The following is a 13,237-nucleotide window of genomic DNA, read 5'->3' on the forward strand; positions in this document are numbered from 1 at the left end:
GGAAATTAAGCAGAAAGAAGCTTGCTGACAACGTACGCCGAGCGGTAATAATGTGCAGATCGTAAAGACGCTTTACTCTTCTATCCCATTATTACCGTTTTCGTTCCGTAAAAGGATTTGTCGACGGTCCGAACCAGCTCTGCTTATCTTCCCCTAATCCGTCACGCGACGTGAAAAAACGCCGTTATGCTTCTTCGTACCCGTTAGGGTGGTTGGATTGCCAGCGCCAGGTATCCTGCGCCATTTCTTGCAATGAGCGCGTGACCCGCCAGTTAAGATCTTTCGCTGCGCGCTCGGCATCTGCCCAATAAGCAGGCAGATCGCCCTGACGACGCGGGGCAAAATGGTAAGCCAGCGGTTTGCCACAGGCTTGGCTAAAAGCCTCGACGACCTGCAATACACTGTAGCCTACGCCTGCGCCCAGGTTGTAAATATGTACGCCAGCGCGATTTTGCAGGGTGTTCATGGCGGCGATATGACCGTCAGCCAGATCGACGACGTGGATGTAATCCCGTACCCCCGTACCATCAACAGTCGGGTAGTCATTACCGAAAATCGCCAGCGAGTCGCGACGCCCAACAGCAACCTGAGCGATGTATGGCATCAGATTATTAGGCACGCCCTGCGGATCTTCGCCCATTTCACCGGATGGATGGGCGCCAACCGGGTTGAAATAGCGTAACAGCGTAATACTCCATTCCGGCTCAGCATGCTGTAAATCTTGCAGAATTTGCTCGACCATCAACTTGCTGCGGCCATAAGGGCTAGCGGGGTGTCCGGTCGGGAAACTTTCTTGATAAGGTGTGTGTGGCTGATCGCCATAGACGGTGGCGGAAGAGCTAAAAATCAGGTTTTTTACACCTGCTTTTTTCATCGCTTCAACCAGCACGAGCGTGCCATTGATGTTATTGTCGTAGTAACTCAGCGGCTCACGGACGGATTCACCCACGGCTTTTAAGCCAGCAAAATGGATGACGGAATCAATGGCATGTTTAGCGAAAATGTCGTCCAACAGCGCGCTGTCGCGAATATCTCCCTGATAAAAAACGGGCGTTTTATCGGTTAAGCGTGTAATGGTTTTTACGACGCTAGCCTTACTGTTGCACAAGTTATCAAGAATAACGGGGGTATGCCCGGCTGCCAACAACTGTACACAAGTATGACTTCCTATGTAACCGCTACCACCAGTGATGAGAACGTTCATAATGACCTCTATTATCGCAATGCTGCAAAATAACATGGCTAGATGCTGAAAAAGGTGATCTACAGCGAGAATCCGCCTCTGTTATCGATGGTTTTTTTACGAATAAGCTTAGTGAAGCATAGGCTATAGTGTAAATGAGCCTGGTCTTCTGCCCTACATTTTATTTTGTGGTAGCGTTATCATCCCTATTTTTAAGCATTATTTACCTAGTTCATCAATCTGGTAGCGATAGATGTCATGGTGCGGAACGAAAGTGAGCCGGTGTGTGATGCACTCTGGCGCGTCTTCTGCATGGTGAGAGACAAAGAGTAGCTGTGTTTCCCCTTCTCCAATCAAGATATCCAGCCAGCGGCGCACCAGTTGGCGATTGAGCGGATCGAGCCCCTGTAGCGGTTCGTCCAGAATGAGCAGGGCGGGGTGTTTGACTAACGCGCGGGCAATCAGCGTCAGGCGCTGTTGACCCCAGGAGAGCGACTGAAATGGCGTATCGGAGACAGTGCCATTAAGTCCAAGTAGAGTAAGCCACTGTTCGGTCAGGTGGCGCTGACGGTCAGAGACAGCCTGATAAATACCGATAGAATCAAAGAAGCCGGACAGGATAACGTTACGCACGCTGGTGCTGACGCGGTAATCCAGATGGAAACTGCTGCTGACGTAGCCGATGTGGCGTTTGATATCCCAGATGGTTTCCCCGCTGCCGCGTTTACGACCAAACAGGGTGAGGTCATTGCTGTAGCCTTGTGGATGATCGCCGGTAATCAGACTGAGCAACGTTGATTTTCCTGCGCCATTTGGCCCCACAATCTGCCAATGCTGCCCGGATAAGACTTCCCACGTGAGTTCATGAAGAATAGGGCGATCGTTGTACTGCACCACCCCCTTACGCAACTGAATACGCGCCTCGTCAGCAGGAAGTGCTATATAACGCTGCGGATCTTCGGGTTCTGGCAGTGAACTTCCCGATAGCTTCTCGCTAAAAGCCAGTTGAGCCACCAGTGCTTCAGAGAGGATCGCTTCACGCTCGCCGAGGCGGGTCAAGGTACAGTCTGCCAACACACCAACATGGTTGATAAAGTCTGGAATGTCATCAAAGCGGTTGAGAATGAGCACCAGCGTATAGCCGCTACCTGCCAGTTTCCGCAGTTCATCGGCAAGCTGCTGACGGGAAGCTACATCCAGACCGTCAAAAGGCTCATCAAGGATTAGAAGGTCAGGCTGAGGCATCAGCGCCTGGCACAGCATTGCCTTGCGTGTTTCTCCCGTAGAGAGGTACTTAAAACGGCGCTCCAGCAAATGCGCAATGCCAAACTGGTGTGCCAACTGTTGGCAACGTGCGGGATCGTTGAGGTTATCTTGAATGACCTCTGCCGTGGTGCGGCCGGTGTCATCTTCGCCTTCACTGAGCAGATCGGTGTTATTGCGTTGCCACTCGTCGGAAACCAGTTTTTGTAATTGTTCAAATGATAGGCGCACAGGGCGTTGGAATCCCGTTGTGCGCTCACCACTTAAGAGTGGTAGTTCGCCGGATAACGCCCGCGCCAGTGCTGATTTACCACTTCCATTGGCTCCGACAAAGGCCCAGCACTGGTTTTGTTCAAGCGTCAGTTCGTCCAGACGCAGCATGCGGGTATCGCTGAGCCGAAATAACCCCTGCGTGATTTTCAACAATAACATCTTCTCTCCTTCGTCAGTGACCTATAGCGCTCAAGCCGTATTAACAAAGCGTGGCGATGATGACCCGGTCAGCGTTAAAACAGGCTTTCACGTCCGTTCCCTGCTGTAGTTTTTGTTGTTCGAATAAGATACTCGGTACCATGGCACACAGGGTTTCTCCCCCGGTCAGCGTAATCAGAATTTCGCTGTTTTCTACACCGTGCTGAATGGCCTGAATTTGCCCTGATAAGACGTTATCGGCTGCGGGGGCGTTGGATGTGGTTGCGTATACGTCGATCCACGGTGCTTTAATCAGTGCCAGTACCTCTTTCCCTTTCTGTAATTGCAGACGTTCGGCGCTTTGCTGCGTAATCAGTGCACTGATCGTTGTTTTACCATCGGCGAGTAAAATATCCAGATGTTGTTGTACCTGTTCTTCGCTGCGTGCGAGCACGGTTCCAAAAAACTGGTTACGTGCGCTGGTTTGCAGCGAGAAACGCGCGATGGCTGCCAGCAGGCTATCCAACGGCAGTCCGTCTTCCTGCAAGACATCAAAGGCTTTTTGCTGAATCTGTGCGAGCAAATCGTACAGTTGAAGAAGGCGTTCACCGTAGCGGGTGAGTTGCGCACCGCCGCCGCCTTTACCGCCGGTCATACGCTCAACGATAGTTTGCTCGGCCAGTTGGTTCATCTCATTGATGGCATCCCAGGCGCTTTTGTAGCTGATCCCCGCCAGTTTAGCGCCCTGACTGATTGAACCGGTATGACGAATTTGCTTGAGCAATTCAATACGCCTCGGGTCGGCGAATAAACGCTGTTGGAGTTTCAGGGTGAGGAGAATTTCAGCCTGCATAGTGGGATCACCATTAGAGAATTTAATTCGCTGTATTGTCGCTATTTTTTTCATCAGGGGCAAATCGCACAAATAGACGCACTATTTTCTATTACTGCGGTAAACTATATAATAATTACGACGATCTCGGTTTACAGTGAATTAGCACGCTCGGCTGGCTAAAGTAACGGTAACCGTTGCAATAAGTGAGGTAAGCATGTTGGAGTTATTGAAGAGCCTGCTGTTTGCAGTTGCCATGGTTCCTGTGATGATGGTGGTTATCATGGGTGCAATTTATTGCCTGGGCGAAGTGTTTAACGTGTTGTCTCGCATCGGTCATTCCGACGGTCAGCGCGCAAAGAATCAGCACTGATTCACGATCCTTTCCTATTTTAATGTCCGGCGTTTGCCGGACATTTCTTTATCTACCTCTCCACATATACCTCTTTAAAGCGCATGACACTGCTTCATTATTCGTTATATCATTATTTACACAACGATAATTGTCAGGAGACAAGAATGAAGCAGCAATGGTTAAAATGGTTTGCCGCACTAACCCTCAGTGCAGGAATGGCGTTGCCCGCGGCAGCAGAAGATAAAGTCACGGTGTTCGCCGCCGCATCACTAACCAATGCGTTGCAGGAGATCGCTACGCAATATCAAAAAGAGAAAAACGTCGCTGTCGTCGCGTCTTATGCCTCATCCTCAACGCTGGCTCGTCAGATTGAGCAAGGTGCACCTGCCGATCTTTTCATCTCCGCTGACCAACAGTGGATGGACTACGCGCAGGATAAAAACCTGATGGATACCGCGACGCGTCACACGCTGCTGGGCAATGAGTTGGTGGTAATTGCGCCGAAGGCGAGTGCGCAGAAAGACATTAAAATTGACGATAAAACCAACTGGAAAAACCTGCTGAAAGACGGACGTCTGGCCGTTGGTGACCCCGATCATGTGCCTGCTGGAATCTATGCTAAAGAGGCCTTACAGAATCTGAAAGCCTGGGATGATCTCTCCCCGCTGATGGCGCGAGCTAATAACGTGCGTGCCGCGATGGCGCTGGTGGAACGTGAAGAAGCCCCGCTGGGCATCGTTTACGGTTCTGATGCGGTTGCCAGCGACAAAGTTAAGGTTATCGGTACCTTCCCTGCTGCGAGCCACAAACCTGTCGAATATCCGATGGCGATAGTAAAAGAGCATAAAAACGCTGCGGTTACCGGTTTTTATGACTACCTGAAAACACCAGAAGCAGCAGTCGTGTTTAAACGTTATGGCTTCACGCCGCGTTAATGATGCTGAGTGATTACGAATGGCAGGCGGTTGAACTGAGCCTCAAAGTTTCCATTGTGGCTGTGGCATGCAGCTTGCCGTTTGGGATACTGATGGCGTGGATTTTGGTGCGCTGTCGGTTCCCCGGCAAATCACTGCTGGATAGCATTATCCATTTACCACTGGTGTTACCGCCAGTGGTTATTGGTTATCTGCTGCTGGTGGCGATGGGAAGACGCGGCGTAATCGGTTCCTGGCTCTATGACTGGTTCGGCTTCAGCTTTAGTTTTAGCTGGCGCGGTGCCGCATTAGCGTCGGCGATTGTCGCATTTCCGCTCATGGTCAGAGCGATTCGTCTCTCGCTTGATGCTGTCGATACGCATCTGGAGCAAGCCGCCCGAACGTTAGGTGCCACGCCCTGGCGCGTGTTTTTCACCATCACTTTGCCCCTCTCTTTTCCCGGAATCGTTGTTGGAACCGTATTGGCATTTGCTCGTTCTCTGGGGGAGTTTGGCGCAACGATTACGTTTGTTTCTAATATTCCCGGCGAAACCCGAACCATACCACTAGCGATGTATACCTTGATTGAAACGCCGGGCGCGGAGGCGGATGCTGCAAGGCTATGTATTATTGCCATCGTCTTGTCGCTGGCTGCGCTGTTAGCATCGGAATGGCTAACAAACTGGAGCCGCAAGCGGTTGGGGGGATAATGCTGCAACTCAATTTTCATCAACAACTGGGTAGCCTCGAACTCCACGTTCAGTCTGAACTGCCCGCGAACGGTATTACCGCTATTTTCGGCGTGTCTGGCGCAGGAAAAACGTCATTGATCAACGCTGTTGTCGGCCTGACTCGGCCCGATAGTGGTCGTATTGTGCTTAATAACCATGTGCTGGTGGATACGCAGCAGCGTGTTTTTCTTCCGCCAGAAAAACGGCATATCGGCTATGTGTTTCAGGATGCTCGCCTGTTTCCGCATTATCGCGTGCGTGGCAATTTGCGCTATGGTATGGCTGAAAAAATGGCATCGCAGTTCGATGATATCGTCAAGTTGCTGGGTATCGAACATTTACTGAATCGCTATCCTTTGACGTTGTCTGGTGGCGAAAAGCAGCGGGTTGCAATAGGTCGGGCCTTGCTGACGGCGCCGGAACTGTTGCTCATGGATGAACCACTGGCGTCGCTGGATTTGCCGAGAAAGCGTGAACTTTTGCCGTATTTGGAACGGTTGGCGAAAGAGGTCAATATTCCGATTCTGTATGTCAGCCACAGTCTGGAAGAGATTGTCCGGTTAGCTGATCATGTTGTAGTGCTTGATAAAGGCAAAGTGAAAGCGCAGGGTCTGCTGGATGAGGTGTGGGCTAGTAGCGCGCTACGTCCTTGGTTACCGAAAGATGAGCAGAGCAGTATTCTTAGCGCGCACGTGTTGGCTCAGCATGAGCATTACGCCATGACGGCATTGGCGTTAGGCGATCAGCAGGTGTGGGTCGGGAAAGTCGAGTTGCCGCGGGACGCCGCATTGCGCATTCGCGTGAATGCTGCCGATGTCTCTCTGGTGCTACAGCCACCGGAAAAAAGCAGTATTCGTAATGTACTGTCTGCGAGAGTGATGGAGTGTATTGATGTCGACGAACAGGTTGAAGTGAAGCTTGCGATTGGCCAGCAAACGTTGTGGTCCCGTATCACGCCGTGGGCACGGGACGATCTCGCGCTTCATCCAGGGCAAACGCTCTACGCGCAGATTAAGAGCGTGTCGATTACGGCGTAATGGACATCAATGCGGCTTTCCTCTGTTGCAGTGAGTAAGTCGATAATAAGTAGTGGCCTTCTTGTATTAATTTGTGGTTTATGGACGCAGGCTGTCAGGTTCGATTAATCATCGCTGTGTGCTGCGGTGATTAATCGAACACCTTCCCGATAATGGCTTTTTAACAATCGCTTTCTTCCCTATTATTATCAGGGTGACCAACATGTTGTGGCGACAATGTCACCGCATGTTTGCTGATTTGGGCTGTAAATCATTGAATGGCGCGAATGAGATCTTTATCGCTAGAAAGTGAGATAGCCATCGCGTAACGGGCTGTTTTCGCGCAATGTTCGGGTATCTGTTTTGCTTGAGGGAAAAGAAGAATGCCGCACGTTGTTTTAGTGGGGGATGTTGGTGGCACCAATACGCGTTTGGCGCTGTGTGACGCCATGACGGGCGAATTGTCGCAAATCGAAACGTATTCTGGGTTAGATTTTCCTTCTCTGGAAGAGGCGATCCGTGATTATCTCGATTCTCGGCAGGCCACAGTGCAGGATGCCTGTATCGCTATTGCCTGTCCGATTATCGGTGACTGGGTGGCGATGACGAACCACACTTGGGCATTTTCTATCGCTGAAATGAAAACGAGTCTGAGTTTACGCCACTTTGAGGTCATCAACGATTTTACCGCGGTTTCCATGGCGGTTCCGGTACTGGGACGTGAGAGTTTGCTCCAGTTCGGTGGCGGGGAACCTGTGCCGGGTAAGCCCGTTGCCGTTTATGGTGCAGGCACTGGGCTGGGGGTTGCTCACCTGGTTCATGTCGCCAATCAATGGACTAGTCTGCCAGGTGAAGGCGGACATGTCGATTTCGCGGCCAATAGCGATGAAGAAGACAAGATTCTAGCCATTTTGCGTCAATCATTAGGGCATGTTTCTGCGGAGCGCTTGCTGTCCGGGCAGGGGCTGGCGAATATTTACCGCGCTGTTGTGCTGTCTGACGATCGCACACCGGAAGCGTTGGAACCGAAGGATATTACCGAACGAGCGGTCAATAATACGGATGTGGATTGTCGCCGCGCGCTATCGCTTTTCTGCGTCATCATGGGGCGCTTCGGTGGCAATCTGGCGTTAAATTTAGGCACATTTGGCGGCGTGTATATTGCTGGCGGCATTGTCCCGCGCTTTCTGGCGTTTTTTCAAGCCTCTGGCTTTCGCGAGGCTTTTGAAGACAAAGGGCGGTTTAAAAGCTATATGCAAGATATCCCCGTATACCTGATTACCCATGAACAGCCAGGGTTAATGGGAGCGGGGGCTTATCTGCGACAGGTACTGGGCAGCGCGCTGTAAGCCTGTTTGCTAGCTGAACGCAATCAGGAAAGGTGATGCTTTTGCCTGCCTGATTGCGTCATTATGGGTTATGCCAGAATGCGGGTGCGGATAACCTCTGCGATGCTGGGTTCTTCATTGCTGCCAATCACCAGGTCGGCTCGCGCTTTGATCTCATCGGCGCTGTTGCCCATTGCAACCCCCAACCCAACGCCTTCCAGCATGCTGATATCGTTAAAGTTATCGCCGAATGCTACGACGTCCTTCATGCTTATGCCTTGTTCGCCAAGCCATTGCTGGAGCAATTTACCTTTGCTGTTGCCGGTTTGCGCGATATCAACCTGATCCTGCCATGACCACTCGCAGGCCAGTTCGAGCTGCTTTTCCACTTCTGCGGCGAAATGGTTCAGCGTGGGGATATCGGTATGCGTGGTCGCAAATTTCCAGATGGCCTGGGACGCTTCCGTCTGGCGCACCAAACTTTCCACCTGCGCGAAACGAGGACGCTGCTGTTCCGGCAACGTAGAAGCCCATGCCAGCGTGCGAACCACATGCCCCGTAGAATACTGATAATACATATCGTCATCGGCATACATCAGCCCATGAATATCAAATTCCTCTAGCAGCGAGACGACATTTTTTGCCTGTTCGACAGAGAGTGGATTGGTATGTGATGCTCGGCCCTGCTGGTAATCATAGACATAGGTGCCGTTACAGCAGATCGCAGGCGTATCCAACTGCAATCCCTGATAAAAAGGGTGGATTGCTGAGTGGTGGCGTCCCGTGACGATCATCACTTTTATGCCTTGTTGACGGGCGAGCGCGAGCGCACTAAGAGATTCGGGGAGGATTTTTTTCTGTTGATTCAGCAGGGTACCATCAAGATCAAGCGCAATTACTCGGTAGGTCATCGTTGTCTCGCAAATAAAAATGTAGGTATCGAATGGGTCTTACGATAAAGGACGCGGCGAAAAATAGACAGACAACAATAGGATAAATGTGTCTCATACTATTTGGTGGGGAAGCGCCGACGCAGCGGGGAGAAATAAGGATAAATGGACGGTTTGGCAATGCCTTTGTCTATTTTCTATTCTTTCAACGGGTTATCACCTATTTTTTAAGCAATTGACCACAACGTCGCTTTACAACGCGCGGCGTACTGTTTATAGTGCGCGTCATTGCGGAGGAGTGGCCGAGTGGTTGAAGGCACCGGTCTTGAAAACCGGCGACGCGAAAGTGTTCTAGAGTTCGAATCTCTACTCCTCCGCCACTTTCGATACTTCCCCTGTGTATTTTCTCGTTATTCTCTATCTTTCCTTGATGTTCTGTACTGTCACTTTTCATCACTCATCTGTTATTGCATTGTCAGCGCCCGTTAGCTAAATCAATCATTACTTAAATCAGCCATTGTTTAAATCAATAGTAGCCTTGCGGTGTCTCCGTAGAATAGAGTGATTGGTCATTTATGGTATCCGAGCGTTAGGTTGAGCCAGTTCGCTATTCTTTCAATGAACCTCTTTTGAGCCTTCCTGCGCCACCACATTCGAGTGAAATTAAGGAGAATACGATGCAGCAAGTGGTTTATGTCGCCAGCCCGGAAAGTCAGCAGATTCATGTTTGGCAACTCGGTGCTCAGGGAAAGCTGACATTATTGCAAACCGTTGACGTTCCAGGACAGGTTCAGCCGATGGTTATCGCGCCAAATAAGCGCCACCTGTATGTTGGCGTTCGTCCTGATTTCAGGGTTCTGAGCTATCGTATTGATGAACAGGGTAAATTGACGCAAGCCGGTGTCGCATCGTTACCGGGCAGCCCGACGCATCTGTCGACAGATAATGATGGACGTTTCCTGTTCAGCGCGTCTTACAGCGGCGCTTGCATTAGCGTTAGCCCAATTGGTGCTGACGGCATTGTTGGTGAGCCGATTCAGCAACTGGACGGATTGGAAGGGTGCCACTCTACCAATATCGATCCAACCAATACCGTGGTGTGGGCGCCGTGTCTGAAAGAAGACCGTATTCGCTTGTACGATCTGGCCGCAGCAGGTGAACTGAGCGTACATCGACAGGCAGAAATGACAACGGTAGCAGGAGCGGGCCCGCGCCATATGGCTTTCCACCCGAATCAGCGTTTTGCCTATTGCGTGAATGAACTGGACAGCTCAGTCGATGTGTATCAGTTGGATGACGCCAGCGGCGACGTGCAGAAAGTGCAAACGTTGGATGCCATGCCTGCAGATTTCAGTGATACGCGCTGGGCAGCAGATATTCACATTACGCCGAATGGCCGTTTCCTGTACATCAGCGATCGTACTGCCAGCCTGCTGAGCATTTTCCTGGTGTCTGAAGATGGCAGCACGTTAACGCTGACCGGGCATCAGCCGACCGAAACGCAGCCGCGCGGTTTCAATATTGACAACACGGGTGAGTTCCTGATTTCAGCAGGGCAAAAATCTCAGCACATCGAGGTGTATCACATCGATCAACATTCTGGCGATCTGCAACCGCTGGCGCGTTACGCCGTTGGTCAGGGGGCAATGTGGGTGTCGGTGTTAGCGCTGGATTAAGCCAAGTTCAATACCAAACTAAACACAACATTAAGCCCTGCGTTTATCCGCAGGGTTTTTTGCAGCTAATGTTGTGAGACGTTGAATGTCAGTAGGGGAGAAGAGAAGGCCATTAGCCTCGGTATTCGATAATTGACAAACCTGCGTTGTAGTCCGTGCTGTAGATAATGCCGTCGGCATCTACAAACACATCGCAAGACTGAATAATCTGCGGTCTGCCGAGACGTTTATCGACCATTCTGGCTGGTGCAGCAGGCACCAATGCGCCCGTTTCTTTTGGCTGATACGGATTACTGATGTCGTAAGCCCGTACTCCCGCATTTTGATAAGTGGCGAAAATCAGTGACGAACTGATGAAACTGCCGGGGCGGTTTTCATGCAGGTTATGTGGGCCAAAGTGTGCGCCTTTCTTCACATAGTCTGCCTCTTTCGGCTGCGGGAAGGTGGCGATGCTCACCGGATTACTCGGTTCACGAATATCGAATACCCAAATCAATTTCTCGCCATCTTCCTGATTATCCAACACCGCTTCATCCAGCACGATTAGCAGATCGCGATCCGGCAGCGGCAGCGCTGTGTGTGTGCCACCGCCAAACGGTGGGCTCCAGTTACGGTGGCTGATGAGCTGTGGATTGGTGCGATCGCTCACGTCCAGCAGCGTTAACCCACCATCGCGCCAGCTTCCGTAGGCGGTATCACCGCTGATGATGGCGTGATGCAGGGCGTAGCGCTTGCCATCCGGCCAGCTTGCGGTCTCCCCTCCAGCGGTGTGCATACCAGGTAACCAGTAACGCCCAGCCACTTCAGGGTGCTGTGGGTCGGCCAGGTCGATAGTCAGAAAAATATAGTCGCTGTAGCCATCGAGCAGAGCGGAGACATAGGCCCAACGTCCGCCTACGTACCAGATGCGGTGAATGCCGATGCCGTCTAGCGGCAGGAAGCTGATTTCTCGTGGTTTATCCGGCGTAGAGATATCGAAAATCCGTAACCCTGCGCTCCAGCTTTTGCCTTGCTGTTTAGTACTGACCGTGTCGGCGACGGAACGGGTGTAATAGACTTTTTCCTCAGCAAAGCTGGCGTCGGCAAATAAGTCGCGCGCGTTGACGACGAGTAGCAGGTCATCATGGGTTTGCAGGTGGATATTCCAGGTGCCGGGCGGGGCAGCAATAAACCCCGCCGGCTTGGGATTCTTGGCATCGCGCACATCCACAATCGACACACCTTGTGAAACCATATGCCCGATGTAAGCGTAGCCGCGATGCACCATCACCTGCACACCATCGGGTCTGCCGCCCTGATCGCTGTGTCCAATCAGCCGCATATTGCGGCTGTAATCGGGAGTGGGCAGAGGAGTCGATGCCATAACGTTATCTCCGTATTATTTCGCCTGTTTGGCTTCCAGTGTTGCAAACCACGGCGCGATAAAATCATCCGTATGGCCCCAGCCTGGGATGATTTTCGCCAATCCCGCGACGTTGACTGCACCCGGCTGGCTGGCTAACAGCGCCTGTGGAATGGCGGCGGCACGGAACTCGTAGGTTGCAGGTGTTGGTTCACCGGCAATCTTGTTGGCGACCAGACGCAGGTTCACTTTGCCGATCAGCTTAGGATCGACAGCCACGCTGACTTTCCACGGGCTGTTTGCTTCGCGCATCAGTTGTAAATCCTGATTGGAGATGTCGATGCTGTACAGTTTGATTTCAGTCCGGCCGTTTTCTTTCAACGCCTTATAAGCACCCTGGCTGAAGGCATCCCACGAGCCCCAGATCGCATCGATTTTGCCTTTCGGGTATTTCGCCAGTACCGCGCCGACTTTGTTGGCAGTGTCGCCCTGTACGTCAGAGGAGACGGCACCAATCGATTCCAGTTCCTTGATGCCAGGATTGGCTTTCAGGATTTGCTGATAGGCGAGCTGGCGGCGTTCCATCGGTGGGAAACCAGCGACCCATAGCTTGATGATGTTGGCTTTACCGTTGAAATCTTTCACCAGTTGGCCGAATGATTCGTTAGTCAGTGAGGCGTCATCCTGCTGCGTGACGGTCACGCCTGGAATTTCGCCATTCACGGCGGTATCAAACACGGAAACGGCAATGCCGCTGTCGACGATGCGCTTAATCAAATCGGTAGAGTAGGGATCGCGACCCTGCGACAGGATGATGCCATCATATTTCTGGCTAATTGCCTGATTCACGAAATCTTGAAAACGAGCATCGTCGCCGTTGCTCAGGAAGGTGCTGATTTTGAAGCCCAATTTTTTACCTTCTTCGAGCACACCGGAAACAAACTGTGTGGTGTTGTCATCCGATCCCAGATTGCGGATAACAGCGATGCGAACCGGCCCATTATGATTGGCGATAGCGGTTGGGACGGGAACAGTGGTGGCATTTTGATTAGCCAGAGCCGGTAACGCTGTCAGTAAGCTCAGTGCAAGCAGGGCGGGCGTAAATTTCTTCATTATCAGCTCCATGGCGTTTTATAAATTGATATCGTGTCGATGACAGTATTGTTATGTAGTTTGCGTGACTACTTTATAGCTATCTTTATGTCTGGATGTCTATTTAAAAATAATACTGCATCATAGTCGTTGAGCGATAGCCGCGAAAGAGGGGAAAGTTATGACGTTTGGATTTAAGTTATA

At 51.4% G+C, this 13,237-nt stretch carries 12 protein-coding genes and 1 tRNA gene; 7 read left to right on the forward strand and 6 right to left on the reverse strand.

What is annotated here, in order from left to right; genetic code table 11:
• Window positions 1-184: 184 nt before the first annotated feature.
• From galE to modE, 3 genes are all read right to left on the reverse strand, one after another.
• Window positions 185-1,204 (reverse strand): UDP-glucose 4-epimerase GalE, encoded by a 1,020-nt coding sequence (gene galE, locus AACH44_RS06340; RefSeq protein WP_261848894.1) that lies wholly within the window; start codon window positions 1,202-1,204, stop codon window positions 185-187.
• Window positions 1,205-1,402: 198 nt separating this feature from the next.
• Complete coding sequence (modF, locus tag AACH44_RS06345) at window positions 1,403-2,878, reverse strand: molybdate ABC transporter ATP-binding protein ModF (protein ID WP_261848895.1); 1,476 nt, start codon at window positions 2,876-2,878, stop codon at window positions 1,403-1,405.
• A gap of 40 nt (window positions 2,879-2,918) precedes the next feature.
• A complete protein-coding gene (gene modE / locus AACH44_RS06350) occupies window positions 2,919-3,710 on the reverse strand; it encodes a molybdenum-dependent transcriptional regulator (protein WP_261848896.1) in 792 nt (263 codons plus the stop codon).
• 196 nt (window positions 3,711-3,906) lie between these two features.
• On the opposite strand from modE, the gene AACH44_RS06355 reads away from it, so the two are divergent.
• The 5 genes from AACH44_RS06355 to glk all read left to right on the forward strand — a co-directional run bounded on the left by AACH44_RS06355 (window position 3,907) and on the right by glk (window position 8,054).
• Entirely contained in the window at window positions 3,907-4,062 is a 156-nt protein-coding gene (locus AACH44_RS06355; protein ID WP_010285329.1) for an AcrZ family multidrug efflux pump-associated protein, read from the forward strand.
• Between the two features lie 146 nt (window positions 4,063-4,208).
• Window positions 4,209-4,979 (forward strand): molybdate ABC transporter substrate-binding protein, encoded by a 771-nt coding sequence (modA, locus tag AACH44_RS06360; protein WP_261848897.1) that lies wholly within the window; start codon window positions 4,209-4,211, stop codon window positions 4,977-4,979.
• Complete coding sequence (gene modB, locus AACH44_RS06365; RefSeq protein WP_261848898.1) at window positions 4,979-5,668, forward strand: molybdate ABC transporter permease subunit; 690 nt, start codon at window positions 4,979-4,981, stop codon at window positions 5,666-5,668. Before modA ends, modB begins: the two co-directional genes overlap by 1 nt.
• Window positions 5,668-6,726 (forward strand): molybdenum ABC transporter ATP-binding protein ModC, encoded by a 1,059-nt coding sequence (gene modC, locus AACH44_RS06370; RefSeq protein ID WP_261848899.1) that lies wholly within the window; start codon window positions 5,668-5,670, stop codon window positions 6,724-6,726. The genes modB and modC overlap by 1 nt, the downstream gene beginning before the upstream one ends.
• A gap of 362 nt (window positions 6,727-7,088) precedes the next feature.
• Entirely contained in the window at window positions 7,089-8,054 is a 966-nt protein-coding gene (gene glk, locus AACH44_RS06375; RefSeq protein ID WP_261848900.1) for a glucokinase, read from the forward strand.
• Between the two features lie 68 nt (window positions 8,055-8,122).
• Here glk and AACH44_RS06380 read toward each other — a convergent pair whose 3' ends face one another.
• On the reverse strand, window positions 8,123-8,944 hold the full coding sequence (locus AACH44_RS06380; protein WP_261848901.1) for a pyridoxal phosphatase: 822 nt from the start codon (window positions 8,942-8,944) through the stop codon (window positions 8,123-8,125).
• A 271-nt stretch (window positions 8,945-9,215) separates the two neighbouring features.
• Here AACH44_RS06380 and AACH44_RS06385 point away from each other — a divergent pair.
• Both AACH44_RS06385 and pgl read left to right on the forward strand, forming a co-directional pair.
• Window positions 9,216-9,303 (forward strand) — tRNA-Ser (locus AACH44_RS06385).
• Between the two features lie 297 nt (window positions 9,304-9,600).
• Window positions 9,601-10,599, forward strand: a complete 999-nt coding sequence (gene pgl, locus AACH44_RS06390) for a 6-phosphogluconolactonase (protein WP_261848902.1) — start codon at window positions 9,601-9,603, stop codon at window positions 10,597-10,599.
• A 112-nt stretch (window positions 10,600-10,711) separates the two neighbouring features.
• On the opposite strand, the gene AACH44_RS06395 is transcribed toward pgl, so the two are convergent.
• Window positions 10,712-11,962, reverse strand: coding sequence for an LVIVD repeat-containing protein (locus AACH44_RS06395; RefSeq protein WP_261848903.1), 1,251 nt, complete (start codon window positions 11,960-11,962; stop codon window positions 10,712-10,714).
• A 15-nt stretch (window positions 11,963-11,977) separates the two neighbouring features.
• Window positions 11,978-13,054, reverse strand: coding sequence for a sugar ABC transporter substrate-binding protein (locus tag AACH44_RS06400; RefSeq protein ID WP_261848904.1), 1,077 nt, complete (start codon window positions 13,052-13,054; stop codon window positions 11,978-11,980).
• Window positions 13,055-13,237 lie beyond the last annotated feature (183 nt).

The sequence above is a fragment of the Pectobacterium araliae genome (assembly GCF_037076465.1).
GTDB lineage: Bacteria > Pseudomonadota > Gammaproteobacteria > Enterobacterales > Enterobacteriaceae > Pectobacterium > Pectobacterium araliae.

Coding starts and splice junctions, on each gene's coding strand:
- galE (WP_261848894.1), bottom strand. CDS start 1,204: ATGAACGTTCTCATCACTGGTGGTAGCGGTTACATAGGAAGTCATACT.
- modF (WP_261848895.1), bottom strand. CDS start 2,878: ATGTTATTGTTGAAAATCACGCAGGGGTTATTTCGGCTCAGCGATACC.
- modE (WP_261848896.1), bottom strand. CDS start 3,710: ATGCAGGCTGAAATTCTCCTCACCCTGAAACTCCAACAGCGTTTATTC.
- AACH44_RS06355 (WP_010285329.1), top strand. CDS start 3,907: ATGTTGGAGTTATTGAAGAGCCTGCTGTTTGCAGTTGCCATGGTTCCT.
- modA (WP_261848897.1), top strand. CDS start 4,209: ATGAAGCAGCAATGGTTAAAATGGTTTGCCGCACTAACCCTCAGTGCA.
- modB (WP_261848898.1), top strand. CDS start 4,979: ATGATGCTGAGTGATTACGAATGGCAGGCGGTTGAACTGAGCCTCAAA.
- modC (WP_261848899.1), top strand. CDS start 5,668: ATGCTGCAACTCAATTTTCATCAACAACTGGGTAGCCTCGAACTCCAC.
- glk (WP_261848900.1), top strand. CDS start 7,089: ATGCCGCACGTTGTTTTAGTGGGGGATGTTGGTGGCACCAATACGCGT.
- AACH44_RS06380 (WP_261848901.1), bottom strand. CDS start 8,944: ATGACCTACCGAGTAATTGCGCTTGATCTTGATGGTACCCTGCTGAAT.
- pgl (WP_261848902.1), top strand. CDS start 9,601: ATGCAGCAAGTGGTTTATGTCGCCAGCCCGGAAAGTCAGCAGATTCAT.
- AACH44_RS06395 (WP_261848903.1), bottom strand. CDS start 11,962: ATGGCATCGACTCCTCTGCCCACTCCCGATTACAGCCGCAATATGCGG.
- AACH44_RS06400 (WP_261848904.1), bottom strand. CDS start 13,054: ATGAAGAAATTTACGCCCGCCCTGCTTGCACTGAGCTTACTGACAGCG.